Source organism: Kitasatospora sp. CB02891 (assembly GCF_002803145.1).
GTDB lineage: Bacteria > Actinomycetota > Actinomycetes > Streptomycetales > Streptomycetaceae > Kitasatospora > Kitasatospora griseola.
Window position 1 is genome coordinate 40,670 of sequence record NZ_NNBO01000013.1, and the last position, 13,886, is coordinate 54,555.

The following is a 13,886-nucleotide window of genomic DNA, read 5'->3' on the forward strand; positions in this document are numbered from 1 at the left end:
GGCGCTTCGCGGTGCGAGCCCGGCCCCTGACCACCCCTCGCCTGAACGAGCACCGTCGCGCGGACCGGCCACGCCTCCGCGCACGGCAGAGCAACAGACCACAGGAGTACACATGAACCGCAGTGAGCTGGTGGCCGCGCTGGCCGAGCGCGCCGAGGTGACCCGCAAGGACGCCGACGCCGTGCTGGCCGCCTTCGCCGAGATCACCGGCGAGGTCGTCGCCAAGGGCGACGAGAAGGTCACCATCCCCGGTTTCCTGACCTTCGAGCGCACCCTGCGCGCCGCCCGCACCGCCCGCAACCCGCAGACCGGCGAGCCGATCCAGATCGCCGAGGGCTTCAGCGTCAAGGTGAGCGCCGGCTCGAAGCTGAAGGAAGCCGCGAAGGGCAAGTGACCCTCCGCTGAACGCACCGGTGGCCGGTCTCCCCTCGGGGGAGGCCGGCCACCGGCTTGTGCGGGCCCTGCGCGGTCAGGCGGTCAGCTGGACCTCGGCCGGCTCGACCTCCGACGGCAGCTCGATGTGCGCGCCCAGGTCGCGCAGCTTGTCCATGAAGTTCTCGTAGCCGCGGTTGATCAGGTCGATGCCGTGCACCGTGGAGGTGCCCTCGGCGGCCAGCGCCGCGATCAGGTACGAGAAGCCGCCGCGCAGGTCGGGGATGACCAGCTCGCCGCCCATCAGCTTGGACGGGCCGGAGACCACCGCGGAGTGCTTGAAGTTGCGGGCCCCGAACCGGCACGGGGTGCCGCCCAGGCACTCGCGGTACAGCTGGATGTGGGCGCCCATCTGGTTCAGCGCGCCGGTGAAGCCCAGCCGGGACTCGTACACCGTCTCGTGCACGATCGACAGGCCGGTGGCCTGGGTCAGCGCCACCACCAGCGGCTGCTGCCAGTCGGTCTGGAAGCCCGGGTGCACGTCGGTCTCCAGGGCGATCGCCTTGAGCTCGCCGCCCGGGTGCCAGAACCGGATGCCCGCGTCGTCGATCTCGTAGGCGCCGCCGACCTTCCGGAAGGTGTTCAGGAAGGTCATCATCGGGATCTGCTCGGCGCCGCGGACGTAGATGTCGCCCTTGGTGGCCAGCGCCGCGCAGGCCCACGAGGCGGCCTCCAGGCGGTCCGGCAGCGCCCGGTGGGTGTAGCCGTCCAGCTCGTCCACACCGGTGATCAGGATGGTGCGGTCGGTGCCCAGCGAGATGATCGCGCCCATCTTCTGCAGCACGCAGATCAGGTCGACGATCTCCGGCTCGATCGCGGCGTTGCGCAGCTCGGTGACGCCCTCGGCGAGCACCGCGGTCAGCAGCACCTGCTCGGTGGCGCCGACCGACGGGTACGGCAGCTCGATCTTGGTGCCGCGCAGCCGCTGGGTGGCCACCAGGTAGGTGCCCTGCGGGTGCTTCTCGATGGTGGCGCCGAACTGGCGCAGCACCTCGAAGTGGAAGTCCACCGGCCGGCCGCCGATGTCGCAGCCGCCCAGGCCCGGGATGAAGGCGTGGCCGAGGCGGTGCAGCAGCGGGCCGCAGAACAGGATCGGGATCCGCGAGGAGCCGGCGTGCGCGTCGATGTCCGCCACGTTGGCGCTCTCGACGTGCGACGGGTCGAGGATCAGCTCGCCCTCCTCGTCGCCGGTGCGGACGGTGACCCCGTGCAGCTGCAGCAGGCCGCGGACGACCTTGACGTCCCGGATGTCCGGCACGCTGCGCAGTCTGCTGGGGCCCTGGCCGAGCAGCGCGGCGACCATGGCCTTGGGGACCAGGTTCTTGGCGCCGCGGATCTGGATCTCGCCTTCGAGCGGGTTTCCGCCGTGGACCAGCAGGACGTCGTCGGTCATCGTTCTCGCAATCCGGGTGCGCAGGGGAGGTTTTCGGCTGCGGAGCTGAGGGAACGGCCCTTCGCCACCTCATAGATGGTAGAGGGTGGGCGATTGGTTCCCGTGTGCCCTATTGGTGATCATGCTGTGAGGTGTGCCGACCGGCACCGCCATTGGGCCGGACGGGTGGCCCTGCGCACGGCCTGCCGGGTGTCCCGCAGGGCCCGTCGGGAGGCATCATGGCAGGCATGGAAGCGGCCCCCGTGCTCACCGGCCGACTGCTCGTGGCCACGCCCGTGCTGACGGACCCGAACTTCGCCAGGTCGGTCGTCCTGCTGCTCGACCACGACTCCCAGGGGGCGCTCGGGGTGGTGCTCAACCGGCCCACCCCGGTGGACGTGGCCGCCGTGCTGGACGGCTGGGCCGCGCTGGCCGGCGACCCCGCGGTGGTGTTCCAGGGCGGGCCGGTCGGACTGGACTCGGCGCTGGCGATCGCCGTGGTGCCCGGCGAGGAGACCCACCCGGGGCCGCTCGGCTGGCGGCGGGTGCACGGGGCGATCGGCCTGGTCGACCTGGAGGCCCCGCCGGAGGTGCTGGCCGGGGTGCTCGGCGGCATGCGGGTGTTCGCCGGCTACGCGGGCTGGTCGCCCGGCCAGCTGGAGCAGGAGATCGCCGAGGGCGCCTGGTACCCGGTGGAGTGCGAGGCCGGCGACGTCTCCTGCGTCGAGCCGGACCGGATGTGGCGGGCCGTGCTGCGCCGCCAGCGCGGGCCGCTGGCGATGCTCGCCACCTACCCGGACGACCCGACGCTGAACTGACCGGCGGGCCGGTTCCGCATGGTGGCCGGGTTCCGGGCGGCCCCCATAGACTTGGCACCCATGAGCACTCTTGAGCCCGAGCGCGGCCTCGGCACCGGCACCCTGGTCGAGCCCGTCCCGCAGACTTCGCACGGGGACGGCGACCACGAGCGCTTCGCCCACTACGTCCAGAAGGACAAGATCATGGAGAGCGCGCTCTCCGGGTCCCCCGTGGTGGCGCTGTGCGGCAAGGTCTGGGTGCCCGGCCGCGACCCGAAGAAGTACCCGGTCTGCCCGATGTGCAAGGAGATCTTCGACGGGCTGAACAACCCGGGCGGGGACGACAAGAAGGACTGACCGTCCGGCCGGAGCGAAGCCCCCGAGTGGTCTATGCCAATCGGGGTGAACCGGGGCAGGATGAGGCGCATGGACCTCATCCCTGCCCCGTTGCACGTCCACACCCCCGTCGACGCCGCCCCGTTCGAGCTGCACGCCGGCACCCGGATCGCCGCCGCCCCCGGCGCCGAGGGCGTGGCCCGTCGGCTGCGCGCCGAGCTGTCCGCCACCACCGGCTTCGACCTGGACCCGGCCCCGGCGGGGCAGGACGGCGGCCTGGTGCTCGCACTGGACGACGCCCTCGCCGCCGAGGAGTACCGGCTGACCGTCGGCCCGGACGCGGTGCGGCTCACCGGCGGCGCCGCCGCGGGCCTGTCGTACGCCGCCCAGACCCTGCGCCAGCTGCTCGGCCCCGCCGTGTACCGCACCGCCCCGCTGCCCGGCGCGCGCTGGACGGTTCCCGCGGTGGAGATCCACGACGCGCCCCGGTTCGGCTGGCGCGGCGCGCTGCTGGACGTCTCCCGGCACTTCATGCCGAAGGCCGGGGTGCTGCGGTTCATCGACCAGCTGGCCGCGCACAAGCTGAACGTCCTCCACTTCCACCTGACCGACGATCAGGGCTGGCGGATCGAGGTCAAGCGCTACCCGGAGCTCACCGGGACCGCCGCCTGGCGGGAGCGGTCGATGGTCGGCTTCCGGGCCGGCAAGCGGCACGACGACCAGCCGCACGGCGGCTACTACACCCAGGACGACCTGCGCGAGATCGTCGCCTACGCCGCCGCCCGGCACATCACCGTCGTCCCCGAGGTCGACCTGCCCGGCCACAACCAGGCCGCCATCGCCGCCTACCCCGAGCTCGGCAACACCGACGTGGTAGACACCGCCGCGCTCGGCACCTGGACCGACTGGGGCGTCAGCGAGAACATCCTGAACGCCTCCGAGGCCACCCTGCGGTTCTACGAGCACGTGCTGGAGGAGGTGCTGGAGATCTTCCCCTCCACCTTCGTCCACCTCGGCGGCGACGAGTGCCCCAAGGACCAGTGGAAGACCAGCCCCGCCGCGCAGGCCCGGATCGCCGAACTCGGGCTGAGCGACGAGTTCGAGCTGCAGAGCCACGTCATCCGGCACTTCGACGGCTGGCTGGCCGAGCGCGGCCGCCGGCTGATCGGCTGGGACGAGATCCTGGAGGGCGGCCTCGCCCCCGGCGCGGCGGTCTCCTCCTGGCGCGGCTACGAGGGCGGCATCGCCGCCGCGCAGGCCGGGCACGACGTGGTGATGTGCCCCGAGCAGCACGTCTACCTCGACCACCGGCAGGACGGCGGCGAGGACGAGCCGATCCCGGTCGGCTGGGTGCGCTCGCTGGAGGACGTCTACCGCTTCGAGCCGGTGCCGCCGCAGCTCGACGAGCGGGCCGCCCGGCACGTCATCGGCACCCAGGCGAACATCTGGACCGAGTTCATGTTCGACGGCCGGGACGTCGACTACAAGGTGTTCCCGCGGCTCGCCGCGTTCGCCGAGGTCGCCTGGTCCGACCTGCCGCGCGACCCCGAGGCGCGCGACTGGGCCGGTTTCGAGGCCCGGATGGCCGGCCACTACCCGCGCCTCGACGCCCTCGGCATCGAGTACCGCCGCCCCGAGGGCCCGCGCCCGTGGCAGCGCAAGCCCGGCATCGTCGGCCGGCCGATCGAGGGGCGCCCCGGCGCCGGGCCGGCCGTCGGGTAGGACCTGCCGGAACTCCGGGCGCGGCCGCCTCGTCAAGATCAAGTGAACAACCGATCACCTGGACATCGGCCCGGTCGCGTTCGTGCGCGTTCGCGCCCGGAGTTGTCCCGAGTTGTTCGGACCTGTCCGCGACCTCGGAAATGATCAGCGGTCTTTGTGTGCCAGAGTTGCCCAACCCGCACCGATCGCCCGTACCCTACGGGCGGCAGGCCGCACTGCAAATGGAGCACGGTGGGAACCTGGTGAACCGGACGATCATGATGCCGGCCTCGGTGGACGAGGCGGTCGAAGCGCTGGCCGCCACCCCCGGGGCGGTGCCGGTGGCGGGCGCCACCGACCTGATGGAGGCCGTCAACGGCGGGCGGCTGCGGCCCGCCGCCCTGATCGGACTCGGCCGGATCACCGAACTGCGCGGCTGGCGCTACGAGGACGGCGGCACCGCCGTCCTCGGCGCCGGCCTCACCCACGCCCGGATGGACCGCCCCGACTTCGCCGCCCTGATCCCGGCCCTCGCCGACGCCGCCCGCACCGCGGGCCCCCCGCAGGTGCGCAACGTCGGCACCCTCGGCGGCAACATCGCCACCGGCGCCCCCGCCGGCGACACCCTCCCGGTGCTCGCCGCCCTCGAAGCCACCGCCACCCTCGCCCGGCCCGGCACCGTCCGCGAGGTGCCGATCAGCCACCTGCTCACCGGACTCGACCCGCTGCGACCCGGCGAACTGCTCACCTGGGTGCGGGTCCCGCTGCTGCACGCCCCGCAGGTGTTCCTGAAGTCCACCGGCCGCAGCGGCCCGTCCCGCGCCGCCGCCTCCGTCGCCCTGGTCCTCGACCCCGCCCGGCGCGGCGTGCGCTGCGCCGTCGGCGCCGTCGCCCCCGTCCCGCTGCGGCCGCTGGAGGCCGAGAGCTGGGTGGCCGGCTGCATCGACTGGGACGCCCGCGGCCAGGACGGCGCGGTCCTGATCGACCCCGCCGCGCTCGCCGCGTTCGGCGAATACGTGGCCGCCGCCTGCGTCCCCGAGGGCGCCGCCGGCGGCGAGGGGGCGGGCCCGGCGGGCGCCCGCCTGCGGCGTACCGTAGCCGTGCTGGCCCGCCGGGCGTTGGGAAGGGCGCTGAAGTGACCGACGAACTGCTGAACCACCCCGGGGCGCTCACCGGCGACGTGCGCCCCACCGCCTCGTACACGCTGCGCGTCAACGGCGTCGAACGACCCGTCAGCGACGCCTGGATCGGCGAGAGCCTGCTGTACGTGCTGCGCGAACGCCTCGGCCTGGCCGGCGCCAAGGACGGCTGCGAGCAGGGCGAGTGCGGGGCCTGCTCGGTGCAGGTCGACGGACAGCTGGTGAACGGCTGCCTGGTGCCCGCCGCGCTCGCCGCCGACAGCGAGATCAACACCGTCGAGGGCCTGTCCGGCGCCGGCGGCGCCAGCGACGTCCAGCAGGCGCTCGCCGACTCCGGCGCCGTCCAGTGCGGCTACTGCACCCCCGGCCTCGCGATGGCCGTCCACGACCTGCTGCAGCGCAACCACCGCCCCAGCGAGATCGAGGCCCGCCAGGCGCTGTGCGGCAACCTGTGCCGCTGCACCGGCTACCGGGGCGCGCTGGCCGCGGTCCAGACCGTCGCCGAGGCCCGCGAAGCCGCCCTCGAAGCGGAACTCGACGCCGCCGAACAGGCCGCGGCCACCGCTGAACCGGTGGTGCCGGCACAGGCCACCGAGCAGTCCTTCGCCGACCTCGCGCTGGCCGGCGAGCTCCCGCTCTACGCCGACTCCGAACTCTGGCACGAGGCCGACCAGTTGATCCCCCAGCAGGCGCAGGCCCAGCCGCCCCGGCCCGTCGAGCCGGCCTGGTCCGGCACCCCCGCGCACGGCACCGCCGTCCCCGTCGGCTGGGAACCCACCCCCGCGCACGGCACCGCCGCCGACGCCGCGGCCTACGGCACCCCCGCGCACGGCACCCCGTACCTGCCCACCCCGCCGCACGGCACCCCGCACCAGGACCCGGGCGTCTACGAAGGCGCTCCGCCGCACGGCGCCCCGCAGCAGGACGCGGGCGGCTACGACGGCACCGTCTACGCCACCGACGGCTACGGACACCAGTACCCCGGCTACGACGCCACCCCCGCCCACGGCATCAGGCTCCCCGAGGACGAGAACGCATGACCTCCGCCACCGAGCTCCCGGCGGCCGCCCCCGCGGACGACGAGACCGGCTCCACCGGCCTCGGCAGCTCCCCGCTGCGCACCGACGCCCTCCCCAAGGCCCTCGGCATCTACCCGTACGCCGCCGACCTGTGGGCCGAAGGGCTGCTCTGGGGCGCCGTGCTGCGCTCCCCGCACCCGCACGCCCGGATCGTCTCCGTCGACACCTCCGCGGCACTCGCCGTCCCCGGCGTGCACGCCGTGGTCACCGCCGCCGACCTGCCCGGCGGCAGCGACGGCGGCGCCGACGGCGCGGCCCTCGGACCCGTCGTCGCCGACCGGCCGGTGCTCGCCTCCGGCGTGGTGCGCCACCACGGCGAACCCGTCGCCGCCGTCGCCGCCGACCACCCCGACACCGCCCGGCTCGCCGCCGCCGCGATCCTGGTCGAGTACGAGGTCCTGGAACCCGTCACCGACCCCGAGGCCGCCTTCCACGCCCCGCCGCTGCACCCCGACGGCAACCTGCTGCGCCACCTGCCGCTGCGCGCCGGCGACCCCGACGCCGTCGGCGAGATCGTCGTCGAGGGCCTCTACCAGGTCGGCCGGCAGGACCCCGCCCCGATCGGCGCCGAGGCCGGCCTCGCCGTGCCCCGCCCCGACGGCGGCGTCGAACTGCACCTGTCCTCCACCGACCCGCACGGCGACCGCGACCGCACCGCCGCCTGCCTCGGCCTCGACCCCGACCGGGTCCGGCTGGTCGTCACCGGCGTGCCCGGCGCCACCGCCGACCGCGAGGACCTGTCCTTCCAGGTCACCCTGGCGCTGCTCGCGCTGCGCACCGGACGCCCCGTCAAGATGACCCTCACCCGCGCCGAGTCCTTCCAGGCGCACACCACCCGGCACCCCGCGCTCCTGCGCTACCGGCACCACGCCGACGCCGACGGCACGCTGGTCAAGGTCGAGGCGCAGATCCTGCTGGACGGCGGCGCCTACGCCGACGTCTCCGCGGAGGCGCTGGCCGCCGCCGTCGCGTTCTCGGTCGGCCCCTACACCTGCCCCAACGTCTTCGTCGACGCCTGGGCGGTGCGCACCAACAACCCGCCGGCCGGCCGGATGCGCGGCGAGGGCGCGCTGCAGACCTGCTTCGCGTACGAGTCGCAGCTCGACCAGCTCGCCAAGCAGCTCGGCGTCGACCCGCTGGAGATCCGCCGCCGCAACGCGATGTCCACCGGCGACCCGCTGCCCACCGGACAGGCCGTCACCTGCCCCGCCCCCGTCACCGCGCTGCTCGACGCGCTCGCCGACTCCCCGCTGCCCGCCCTGCCGCTCGACGACCCCGAGGCCGACTGGCTGCTGCCCGGCGGCCCGGGCGGCGCCGGCGACCCCGCCGCGGTGCGCCGCGGCATCGGCTACGCGGTCGGCATGGTGCACATGCTCGGCGCGGAGGGCGAGGACGAGGTCGCCACCGCGACCGTCCGGGTCTCCGGCGACCACGCCACCGTGATCTGCGCGGCCGTCGACTCCGGACAGGGCTTCGCCACCCTCGCCCGGCAGATCGTCCAGTCCGTCCTCGGCGTCAGCGAGGTGTACATCGCGCCCGTCGACTCCGACCAGTCCGCGGCCGGCCCCGCCGCCCGCGGCCGGCACACCTGGGTGTCCGGCGGCGCGGTCGAACGCGCCGCGCTGATGGTCCGCCACCAGATGCTGCAGCCGATCGCCGCGGACTTCGGGATGTCCGTCGAACTGCTCACCATCAGCGACGGGAAGATCACCTCGTACGACGGCGTGCTCGGCATGCCGGTCAGCCAGGCCCTCGAAGGCCGCGAGCTCTGGGCCACCGCCCAGTGCCGCCCCCACCCCACCGAACCCCTCGACCCCGAGACCGGGCAGGGCGACGCCTTCGTCTCCATCGCCTTCTGCGCGATGCGCGCCGTCGTCGACGTCGACATCGAACTCGGCGCCGTCCGGGTCGTCGACGTGACCGTCGCCCAGGACGTCGGCCGCGCCCTGAACCCCCGCCAGATCGAGAACCGCATCGAGGGAGCCGTCGCCCAGGGCGTCGGACTCGCCCTGCTGGAGAACCTCCGCACCGAACACGGCGTCCCCCTCAACGCCTCCCTCACCGGCTACCGCCTCCCCACCGCCCTCGACACCCCCGACATCCGGATCGCCGCCCTCCTCGAAGAACGCGACGTCGTCGCCCCCTTCGGCGCGAAGGCCGTCAGCGCCGCCCCCGCCGTCGTCGCCCCCGCCGCCGTGGCCGCCGCCGTCCGCGCCGCCACCGGCCTCCCGGTAGGCCGCCTCCCGATCCTCCCGGAGGACGCCACCCTCGCCTGACCGGCCACCCGGACCGCCGGCACCGGGCGAACGAGCCCCCGGTGTGCCGGCGTGGACGCCCGGCGCTGCAAACGGCTGTGACATCCCCGCGCCGACCGAGGCCCTGGCCAAGGACATCCCGACAGGCGCCGGCTACCTGCAGCAGCCCCCACCAGAGCGGCAGTTGGCAGTAGGCCGGCCGATTCGGCGATCGAATCCCGTTCGCACGTCCGGACCTGACCGACAGTCGGGGTCGCGGTGAGGCGAAACGTAGCGAACTCGTCACTGGAGGTCTGCGCAGGGCCCGGGCCGGGCGATACGATCGGACGGTCCTGCGTTCCGGGGGCGTTGCGAGAACGAACGGGCTGTCACTCGACTGACGGGGTACTGATGAGGCTGACGAGACTCACACGCGTGCTCGGCGCGACCACGCTGACCGCAGGGTTCCTGCTGACCGGCCTGCCGGCGGCGTCCGCGGACCAGGTGCGCGACGGGCAATGGGCGAACCAGTACTTCAACCTCAGCAAGGTGTGGTCGATCACCAGGGGTGAGGGCGTCACCGTCGCGGTCATCGACAGCGGAGTGAACCCCAACCATCCGGACCTCGCAGGGCACGTGCTGCCCGGGTACGACCCGAGCGGTGGCGGCAACGAGGTAGGAACTGCCAATCCGCACGGCACCGGGGTGGCGAGCCTGATCGCCGGCCAGGGCCACGGCAGCGGTGACGGTGTGGTGGGGCTGGCTCCCGGCGTCAAGATCCTGCCTATCTACAAGCTCGGCCCCGGGGGCGCGGGCGGGATTGGCGAAGGCATCAAGTGGGCGGTGGACCACGACGCGAAGGTGATCAACATTTCGCAGGGCGGTCCGGACCTCAGCGCGCGTGAGAAGGACGCGATCGCCTACGCCTATCAGCACGACGTTCTGATCGTGGCCGCAGCGGGCAATGTCGGGGCTGGGGTGGATTATCCCGCCAAGGCCCCAGGGGTTCTCGCGGTCGGCGCGGTCGCCAAGGACCTGAAGATCTGGCCGAAGTCCAACTTCGGTCCTGAGGTGCTCCTTTCGGCTCCGGGCGTGCGAATCGTCTCCGCGGGTGACTGTGGCACCAGCCAGTACTGCATGGACGACGGAACCTCGTTCGCGACGCCCTATGTCGCCGCTGCCGCGGCGCTGGTACGAGCGAAGTTCCCGAAGTTGACGGCCGGACAGGTCGCGGAGCGGCTGGTCAAGTCGGCGGCACGGCCTGATGGGGTGAGCAAGCTTCCCGACCAGCACTACGGTTACGGAATCGTCAGCCCGTACGAGGCGCTGACCATGAACATTCCGGCCGGCTCCGCCCAGGGACCGCTGGCGCTCCCGGAGGGCGTGGACGATGGCGGCTCAAGTCCTGCGGCCAGCCAAGGGGCGACCACCGGTGGTGGGAGTTCCACTGATCCCGGGTCCGGACTGGGAGATCCTGGGGCGGCACCGGAGCTGAAGCAGTCGTCCACCTCGACCATGCCGCTGATCCTCGGTGCGATCGGCGGAGCGGTGGTGCTGCTCATCGTGATCATCGCGATCGTGGTGGCGAACAGCCGGAGGCGCAACCGGTCGCAGAGCGTGCCTGGTCAGCCGGGTGGTCCTGTTCCGTACGGTGCCCCGCAGGGCTGGCCGCCCGCTCAGCAGCCACCGTACGGTCAGCAGCCCGGGGCCCCGCAGTACGGCCAGCAGCCGCCGCCCGGCTACCCGCAGCAGCCGCCGACGGGCTATCAGAACCCTTACCAGGGGCAGTAACCAGTCGCGTTCAGGACGTGTCAAGACATGCCCTGAACGCGATACGATCGAACGCTCTGAGTAAACGTCAGCCCACCCACCAGAGCGCTACCACGGGGAAGTTTCGACACTCCAGGGGGAGAGGGCCTCGTGTCCGACGGATTCAGCGTAAACCCGGATGAGCTGGAGGCAGTGGTCAAGCGACTGCGGGCCCTCCAACAGAACATCAGTACGTGCGGCACCAACACGAAGTACAAGACCGACATCTCTCGGGATGCCTTCGGCGGCAACTTCGTCGAGGCGCAGGCGCTGTACGAGGCGCACGGCAAGATGCAGGCGTTCCTGACCCAGACGATCGCGGATCTTGACGCCCTGATCAACGAGTACGGCGACAAGACCCAGACCGCTCATGCCAGGTACACCGGCGGTGAGCTCGACAAGCAGGCGACGATGAACCAGCTGACTCCGAGGACGGTCTGACATGGCGTCACACAAGACTCCGTTCGACTCCTACGCCCTCATCCCGCTCAAGGACATGGTCGGGCACTCCAGCCCGGACCAGATCCGCCAGGTCGGCGAGCACTGGAAGAGCGTTCACCAGGAGTTGAACGACGTCGCCGCGAAGCTGCAGGAGGCCGTGCAGCACGCCACCGCGAACTGGCAGGGTGCTGCGGCCCAGGGCTTCGCGCAGAAGGGCGGTCAGATCCAGCAGAGCCTGACCAACACCGCTGCACATGCGTCGAACACCTCGGTCGCCATGGACTACGCAGCGACCGCGCTACAGCAGACCAAGTCGACGATGTCGCAGATCAAGGTTCCCGGCTTCTGGGACCGGGTCGGCAAGACTCTCAACGACGGCTTCGCCTCATCCGACGAAGGCCTCAAGCGGGACCTTGCCTCGGGGATGAACCGCATCGACGCGGTGAACAAGAACGCCCATGAACTGTCGGCGACCGAGGTCGCCCACCAGTACGCGATCGGTGTCATGGAGCACCTCGGTCCCCAATACACCGAGGCGGCCAGCTACATCGACGAGCCGCCGAAGCGGGATTCCGGTGATGGCGGGACTCACGAGGCCTATCCGCCCCAGCCTGCGGTCTCTCCGCCTCCCGGGCACACCCCGCCCACCATGCCGATGCCGAAGTACCCCGAGGGGCACCCCAAGGACCAGCCCCCGCCCGGGTACGTGCCGCCCAAGGATCCCGGGCAGCCTTCGCCGTGGGCTCCCGGGCAGGTGGAGCCGATGCCTCCGACGCACGGGGTGCCGCCGATTACTCCGGGGCAGCCGTGGAAGCCGCCGTCCACCGGGTTGGACGGGTGGACTCCGCCTGAGACGGGGCCCGGGTTGCCCACGGGGCCCGGGGGTGGGTTGCCCGGTGGGGTGGGGACTCTGCCGGGGCCCGGTACGGGTGGTGGTGGTACCGGTGGTGGCGGGTTCCCCGGTGGCGGTGGTTACGTGCCCGGGGTCGGCGGCGGCGGGTACCCCGGTGGCGGGTCCGGTGGCGGTCGTACCGGTGGCGTCGGGACCGGCGGCCTCGGGACCGGCGGCAGTGGCGGCGGCAAGGTCGGCGGGGCCGGCGGTGCCGGGGCCGGTGGTGCGGGCAAGGCCGGCGGTGCCGGTGGCGCCGGGGCTGCGGGCGCCGGTGCTGCGGGTGGTCGTGGTGCGGCCGGCGCCGGTGGCATGGGCGGCGGTATGCACGGCGGCGGCATGGGTGGCGCCGGTGGCGCGAAGGGCGGTGCCGGCGGGAAGGGCAGCGGCCTGGTGCGCAAGGCCGGCGGCACGATCGGCGGCGCCAAGGCCGGCGGTGCCGGTGGCCGGGCGTTCACCGAGGGCGGTTCGGGCATCGGCAAGGGCCGCGGCGCCGGTCAGGGCGGTGCGGCCGGTATGCACGGCGCGCCCGGGTCCGGCAGTGCCAACCGGAAGAAGAAGGGCGAGGGCCACCGTCCCGACTACCTGATCGAGGACGAGGAGACCTGGCGCGGTGGCACGGCGAACCCGCCGGTCATCGAGTAGCAGGCGGGCAGTAGGCAGCGCGCGGCGGGCGCCGGTGGTGGTCCTGGGGGATCACCGCCGGCGCCCGCCGCATTTTGCCGGGAAACTCGCCGAGGAAAAGGAAAAGGGCAGCGGAATTCACCGGGCGCGGTGGTGCGTGAATGGCGCCCGGTGAATTCCGGAAGAGACCGTGACGGGAATCGAACCCGTGTAAACCGTTTTGCAGACGGTTCCCTGAACCACTCGGGCACACGGTCGGGAAGGGGTGCGCGCAGGCGTCAAGAGGCCTGTCGGCGCGGGGGAGTTGCGGTCAGGCGCAACAGGAGAGGGAACACCGGCAGCCGGGACAGGAGGCACAGGTGCGGGGCGCTGCGAGGGCCACCAGCTTCCTGTTCATCGCCTTCTCCTGCCGTCGTGGGCTGCTCCGGTTCGTTCCGGTGAATTCACTATAGCGGGCGGGATCGGGGCGGCGTCAATGGAAAGCGGTAATTCGTCGATGAATTCCGCGGGTCGGCGCTGTGCTACGGTCGGGAGCGAGGCGGGTGCTGGTGGCCCGTCCCGGACGAGGTGCGTCGTACCCGGTATGACAAGACGGCGCGGTAGGTGGTTCGACTACTGCGAGGAGTCCGTCGTCATGGCGTGGGTGGTTCTGATCGTCGCCGGTGTGCTGGAGACCGTCTGGGCGGTGGCCCTGGAGGCCAGCAAGGGGTTCTCGCGGCTGGTGCCGAGTCTGGTGTTCGCGGTGGGTCTGGTCCTGTCGATGGGCGGGCTGGCGTACGCGATGCGGTCGATTCCGCTGGGGACCGGGTACGCGGTGTGGGTCGGCATCGGCGCGGTGGGGACGGCGCTGTACGGGATGGTGGCGATGGGGGACGCGGTGAGTGCGGCCCGGATCACCTGCCTGGTGCTGATCCTGGCCGGGGTGGTGGGGCTGAAGGTGCTGCACTAGCGGAACCGGCGGAACCGGCGGAGGCAGGGGCCCAGGACCGGCGGCGGAGGTCGCCGTCGGCCGAAGGGTCAGGACCAAGAGGCG

At 72.7% G+C, this 13,886-nt stretch carries 12 protein-coding genes, 1 tRNA gene and 1 riboswitch; of the genes, 11 read left to right on the forward strand and 2 right to left on the reverse strand.

Annotated elements, in window-relative coordinates; all coding sequences use genetic code 11:
* The first annotated feature begins 112 nt into the window (after nucleotides 1-112).
* Nucleotides 113-394: an HU family DNA-binding protein gene (locus CG736_RS25810; protein ID WP_014136004.1), complete on the forward strand. Its 282-nt coding sequence runs from the start codon at nucleotides 113-115 to the stop codon at nucleotides 392-394.
* A gap of 75 nt (nucleotides 395-469) precedes the next feature.
* Here the strand turns inward: CG736_RS25810 and murA are convergent, their stop codons facing one another.
* On the reverse strand, nucleotides 470-1,825 hold the full coding sequence (murA, locus tag CG736_RS25815) for a UDP-N-acetylglucosamine 1-carboxyvinyltransferase (RefSeq protein ID WP_100588582.1): 1,356 nt from the start codon (nucleotides 1,823-1,825) through the stop codon (nucleotides 470-472).
* Nucleotides 1,826-2,043: 218 nt separating this feature from the next.
* Between murA and CG736_RS25820 the strand changes: the two genes are divergently transcribed.
* The 9 genes from CG736_RS25820 (at nucleotide 2,044) to CG736_RS36540 (ending at nucleotide 12,874) form a co-directional block, all read left to right on the forward strand.
* Nucleotides 2,044-2,622 (forward strand): YqgE/AlgH family protein, encoded by a 579-nt coding sequence (locus tag CG736_RS25820; RefSeq protein ID WP_043914190.1) that lies wholly within the window; start codon nucleotides 2,044-2,046, stop codon nucleotides 2,620-2,622.
* Between the two features lie 60 nt (nucleotides 2,623-2,682).
* Entirely contained in the window at nucleotides 2,683-2,958 is a 276-nt protein-coding gene (locus CG736_RS25825) for a DUF3039 domain-containing protein (protein ID WP_030459614.1), read from the forward strand.
* Nucleotides 2,959-3,027: 69 nt separating this feature from the next.
* Nucleotides 3,028-4,659, forward strand: a complete 1,632-nt coding sequence (locus CG736_RS25830) for a beta-N-acetylhexosaminidase (protein ID WP_100588584.1) — start codon at nucleotides 3,028-3,030, stop codon at nucleotides 4,657-4,659.
* Between the two features lie 221 nt (nucleotides 4,660-4,880).
* On the forward strand, nucleotides 4,881-5,777 hold the full coding sequence (locus tag CG736_RS38015; RefSeq protein WP_100588585.1) for a xanthine dehydrogenase family protein subunit M: 897 nt from the start codon (nucleotides 4,881-4,883) through the stop codon (nucleotides 5,775-5,777).
* Nucleotides 5,774-6,817, forward strand: a complete 1,044-nt coding sequence (locus tag CG736_RS38020) for a (2Fe-2S)-binding protein (RefSeq protein ID WP_369880486.1) — start codon at nucleotides 5,774-5,776, stop codon at nucleotides 6,815-6,817. The genes CG736_RS38015 and CG736_RS38020 overlap by 4 nt, the downstream gene beginning before the upstream one ends.
* A complete protein-coding gene (locus tag CG736_RS25845) occupies nucleotides 6,814-9,132 on the forward strand; it encodes a xanthine dehydrogenase family protein molybdopterin-binding subunit (RefSeq protein WP_100588586.1) in 2,319 nt (772 codons plus the stop codon). Before CG736_RS38020 ends, CG736_RS25845 begins: the two co-directional genes overlap by 4 nt.
* 393 nt (nucleotides 9,133-9,525) lie before the next feature.
* Nucleotides 9,526-10,881, forward strand: coding sequence for a S8 family serine peptidase (locus CG736_RS25850; RefSeq protein ID WP_232734182.1), 1,356 nt, complete (start codon nucleotides 9,526-9,528; stop codon nucleotides 10,879-10,881).
* 129 nt (nucleotides 10,882-11,010) lie between these two features.
* Nucleotides 11,011-11,340: a hypothetical protein gene (locus CG736_RS25855; RefSeq protein ID WP_100588588.1), complete on the forward strand. Its 330-nt coding sequence runs from the start codon at nucleotides 11,011-11,013 to the stop codon at nucleotides 11,338-11,340.
* Nucleotide 11,341: 1 nt separating this feature from the next.
* Nucleotides 11,342-12,874, forward strand: a complete 1,533-nt coding sequence (locus tag CG736_RS36540; RefSeq protein WP_157815743.1) for a WXG100 family type VII secretion target — start codon at nucleotides 11,342-11,344, stop codon at nucleotides 12,872-12,874.
* Nucleotides 12,875-13,038: 164 nt separating this feature from the next.
* Here the strand turns inward: CG736_RS36540 and CG736_RS25865 are convergent.
* Nucleotides 13,039-13,110, reverse strand: a tRNA-Cys gene (locus CG736_RS25865).
* 277 nt (nucleotides 13,111-13,387) lie between these two features.
* A riboswitch (guanidine-III (ykkC-III) riboswitch) is annotated at nucleotides 13,388-13,454 on the forward strand.
* 33 nt (nucleotides 13,455-13,487) lie between these two features.
* Here CG736_RS25865 and CG736_RS25870 point away from each other — a divergent pair.
* Complete coding sequence (locus CG736_RS25870; RefSeq protein WP_100588589.1) at nucleotides 13,488-13,802, forward strand: multidrug efflux SMR transporter; 315 nt, start codon at nucleotides 13,488-13,490, stop codon at nucleotides 13,800-13,802.
* Nucleotides 13,803-13,886 lie beyond the last annotated feature (84 nt).

What these genes read in the sequence shown, in the direction of transcription:
- CG736_RS25810 (WP_014136004.1), top strand. Translation starts at nt 113, where the DNA reads ATGAACCGCAGTGAGCTGGTGGCCGCGCTGGCCGAGCGCGCCGAGGTG.
- murA (WP_100588582.1), bottom strand. Translation starts at nt 1,825, where the DNA reads ATGACCGACGACGTCCTGCTGGTCCACGGCGGAAACCCGCTCGAAGGC.
- CG736_RS25820 (WP_043914190.1), top strand. Translation starts at nt 2,044, where the DNA reads ATGGCAGGCATGGAAGCGGCCCCCGTGCTCACCGGCCGACTGCTCGTG.
- CG736_RS25825 (WP_030459614.1), top strand. Translation starts at nt 2,683, where the DNA reads ATGAGCACTCTTGAGCCCGAGCGCGGCCTCGGCACCGGCACCCTGGTC.
- CG736_RS25830 (WP_100588584.1), top strand. Translation starts at nt 3,028, where the DNA reads ATGGACCTCATCCCTGCCCCGTTGCACGTCCACACCCCCGTCGACGCC.
- CG736_RS38015 (WP_100588585.1), top strand. Translation starts at nt 4,881, where the DNA reads ATGGAGCACGGTGGGAACCTGGTGAACCGGACGATCATGATGCCGGCC.
- CG736_RS25845 (WP_100588586.1), top strand. Translation starts at nt 6,814, where the DNA reads ATGACCTCCGCCACCGAGCTCCCGGCGGCCGCCCCCGCGGACGACGAG.
- CG736_RS36540 (WP_157815743.1), top strand. Translation starts at nt 11,342, where the DNA reads ATGGCGTCACACAAGACTCCGTTCGACTCCTACGCCCTCATCCCGCTC.
- CG736_RS25870 (WP_100588589.1), top strand. Translation starts at nt 13,488, where the DNA reads ATGGCGTGGGTGGTTCTGATCGTCGCCGGTGTGCTGGAGACCGTCTGG.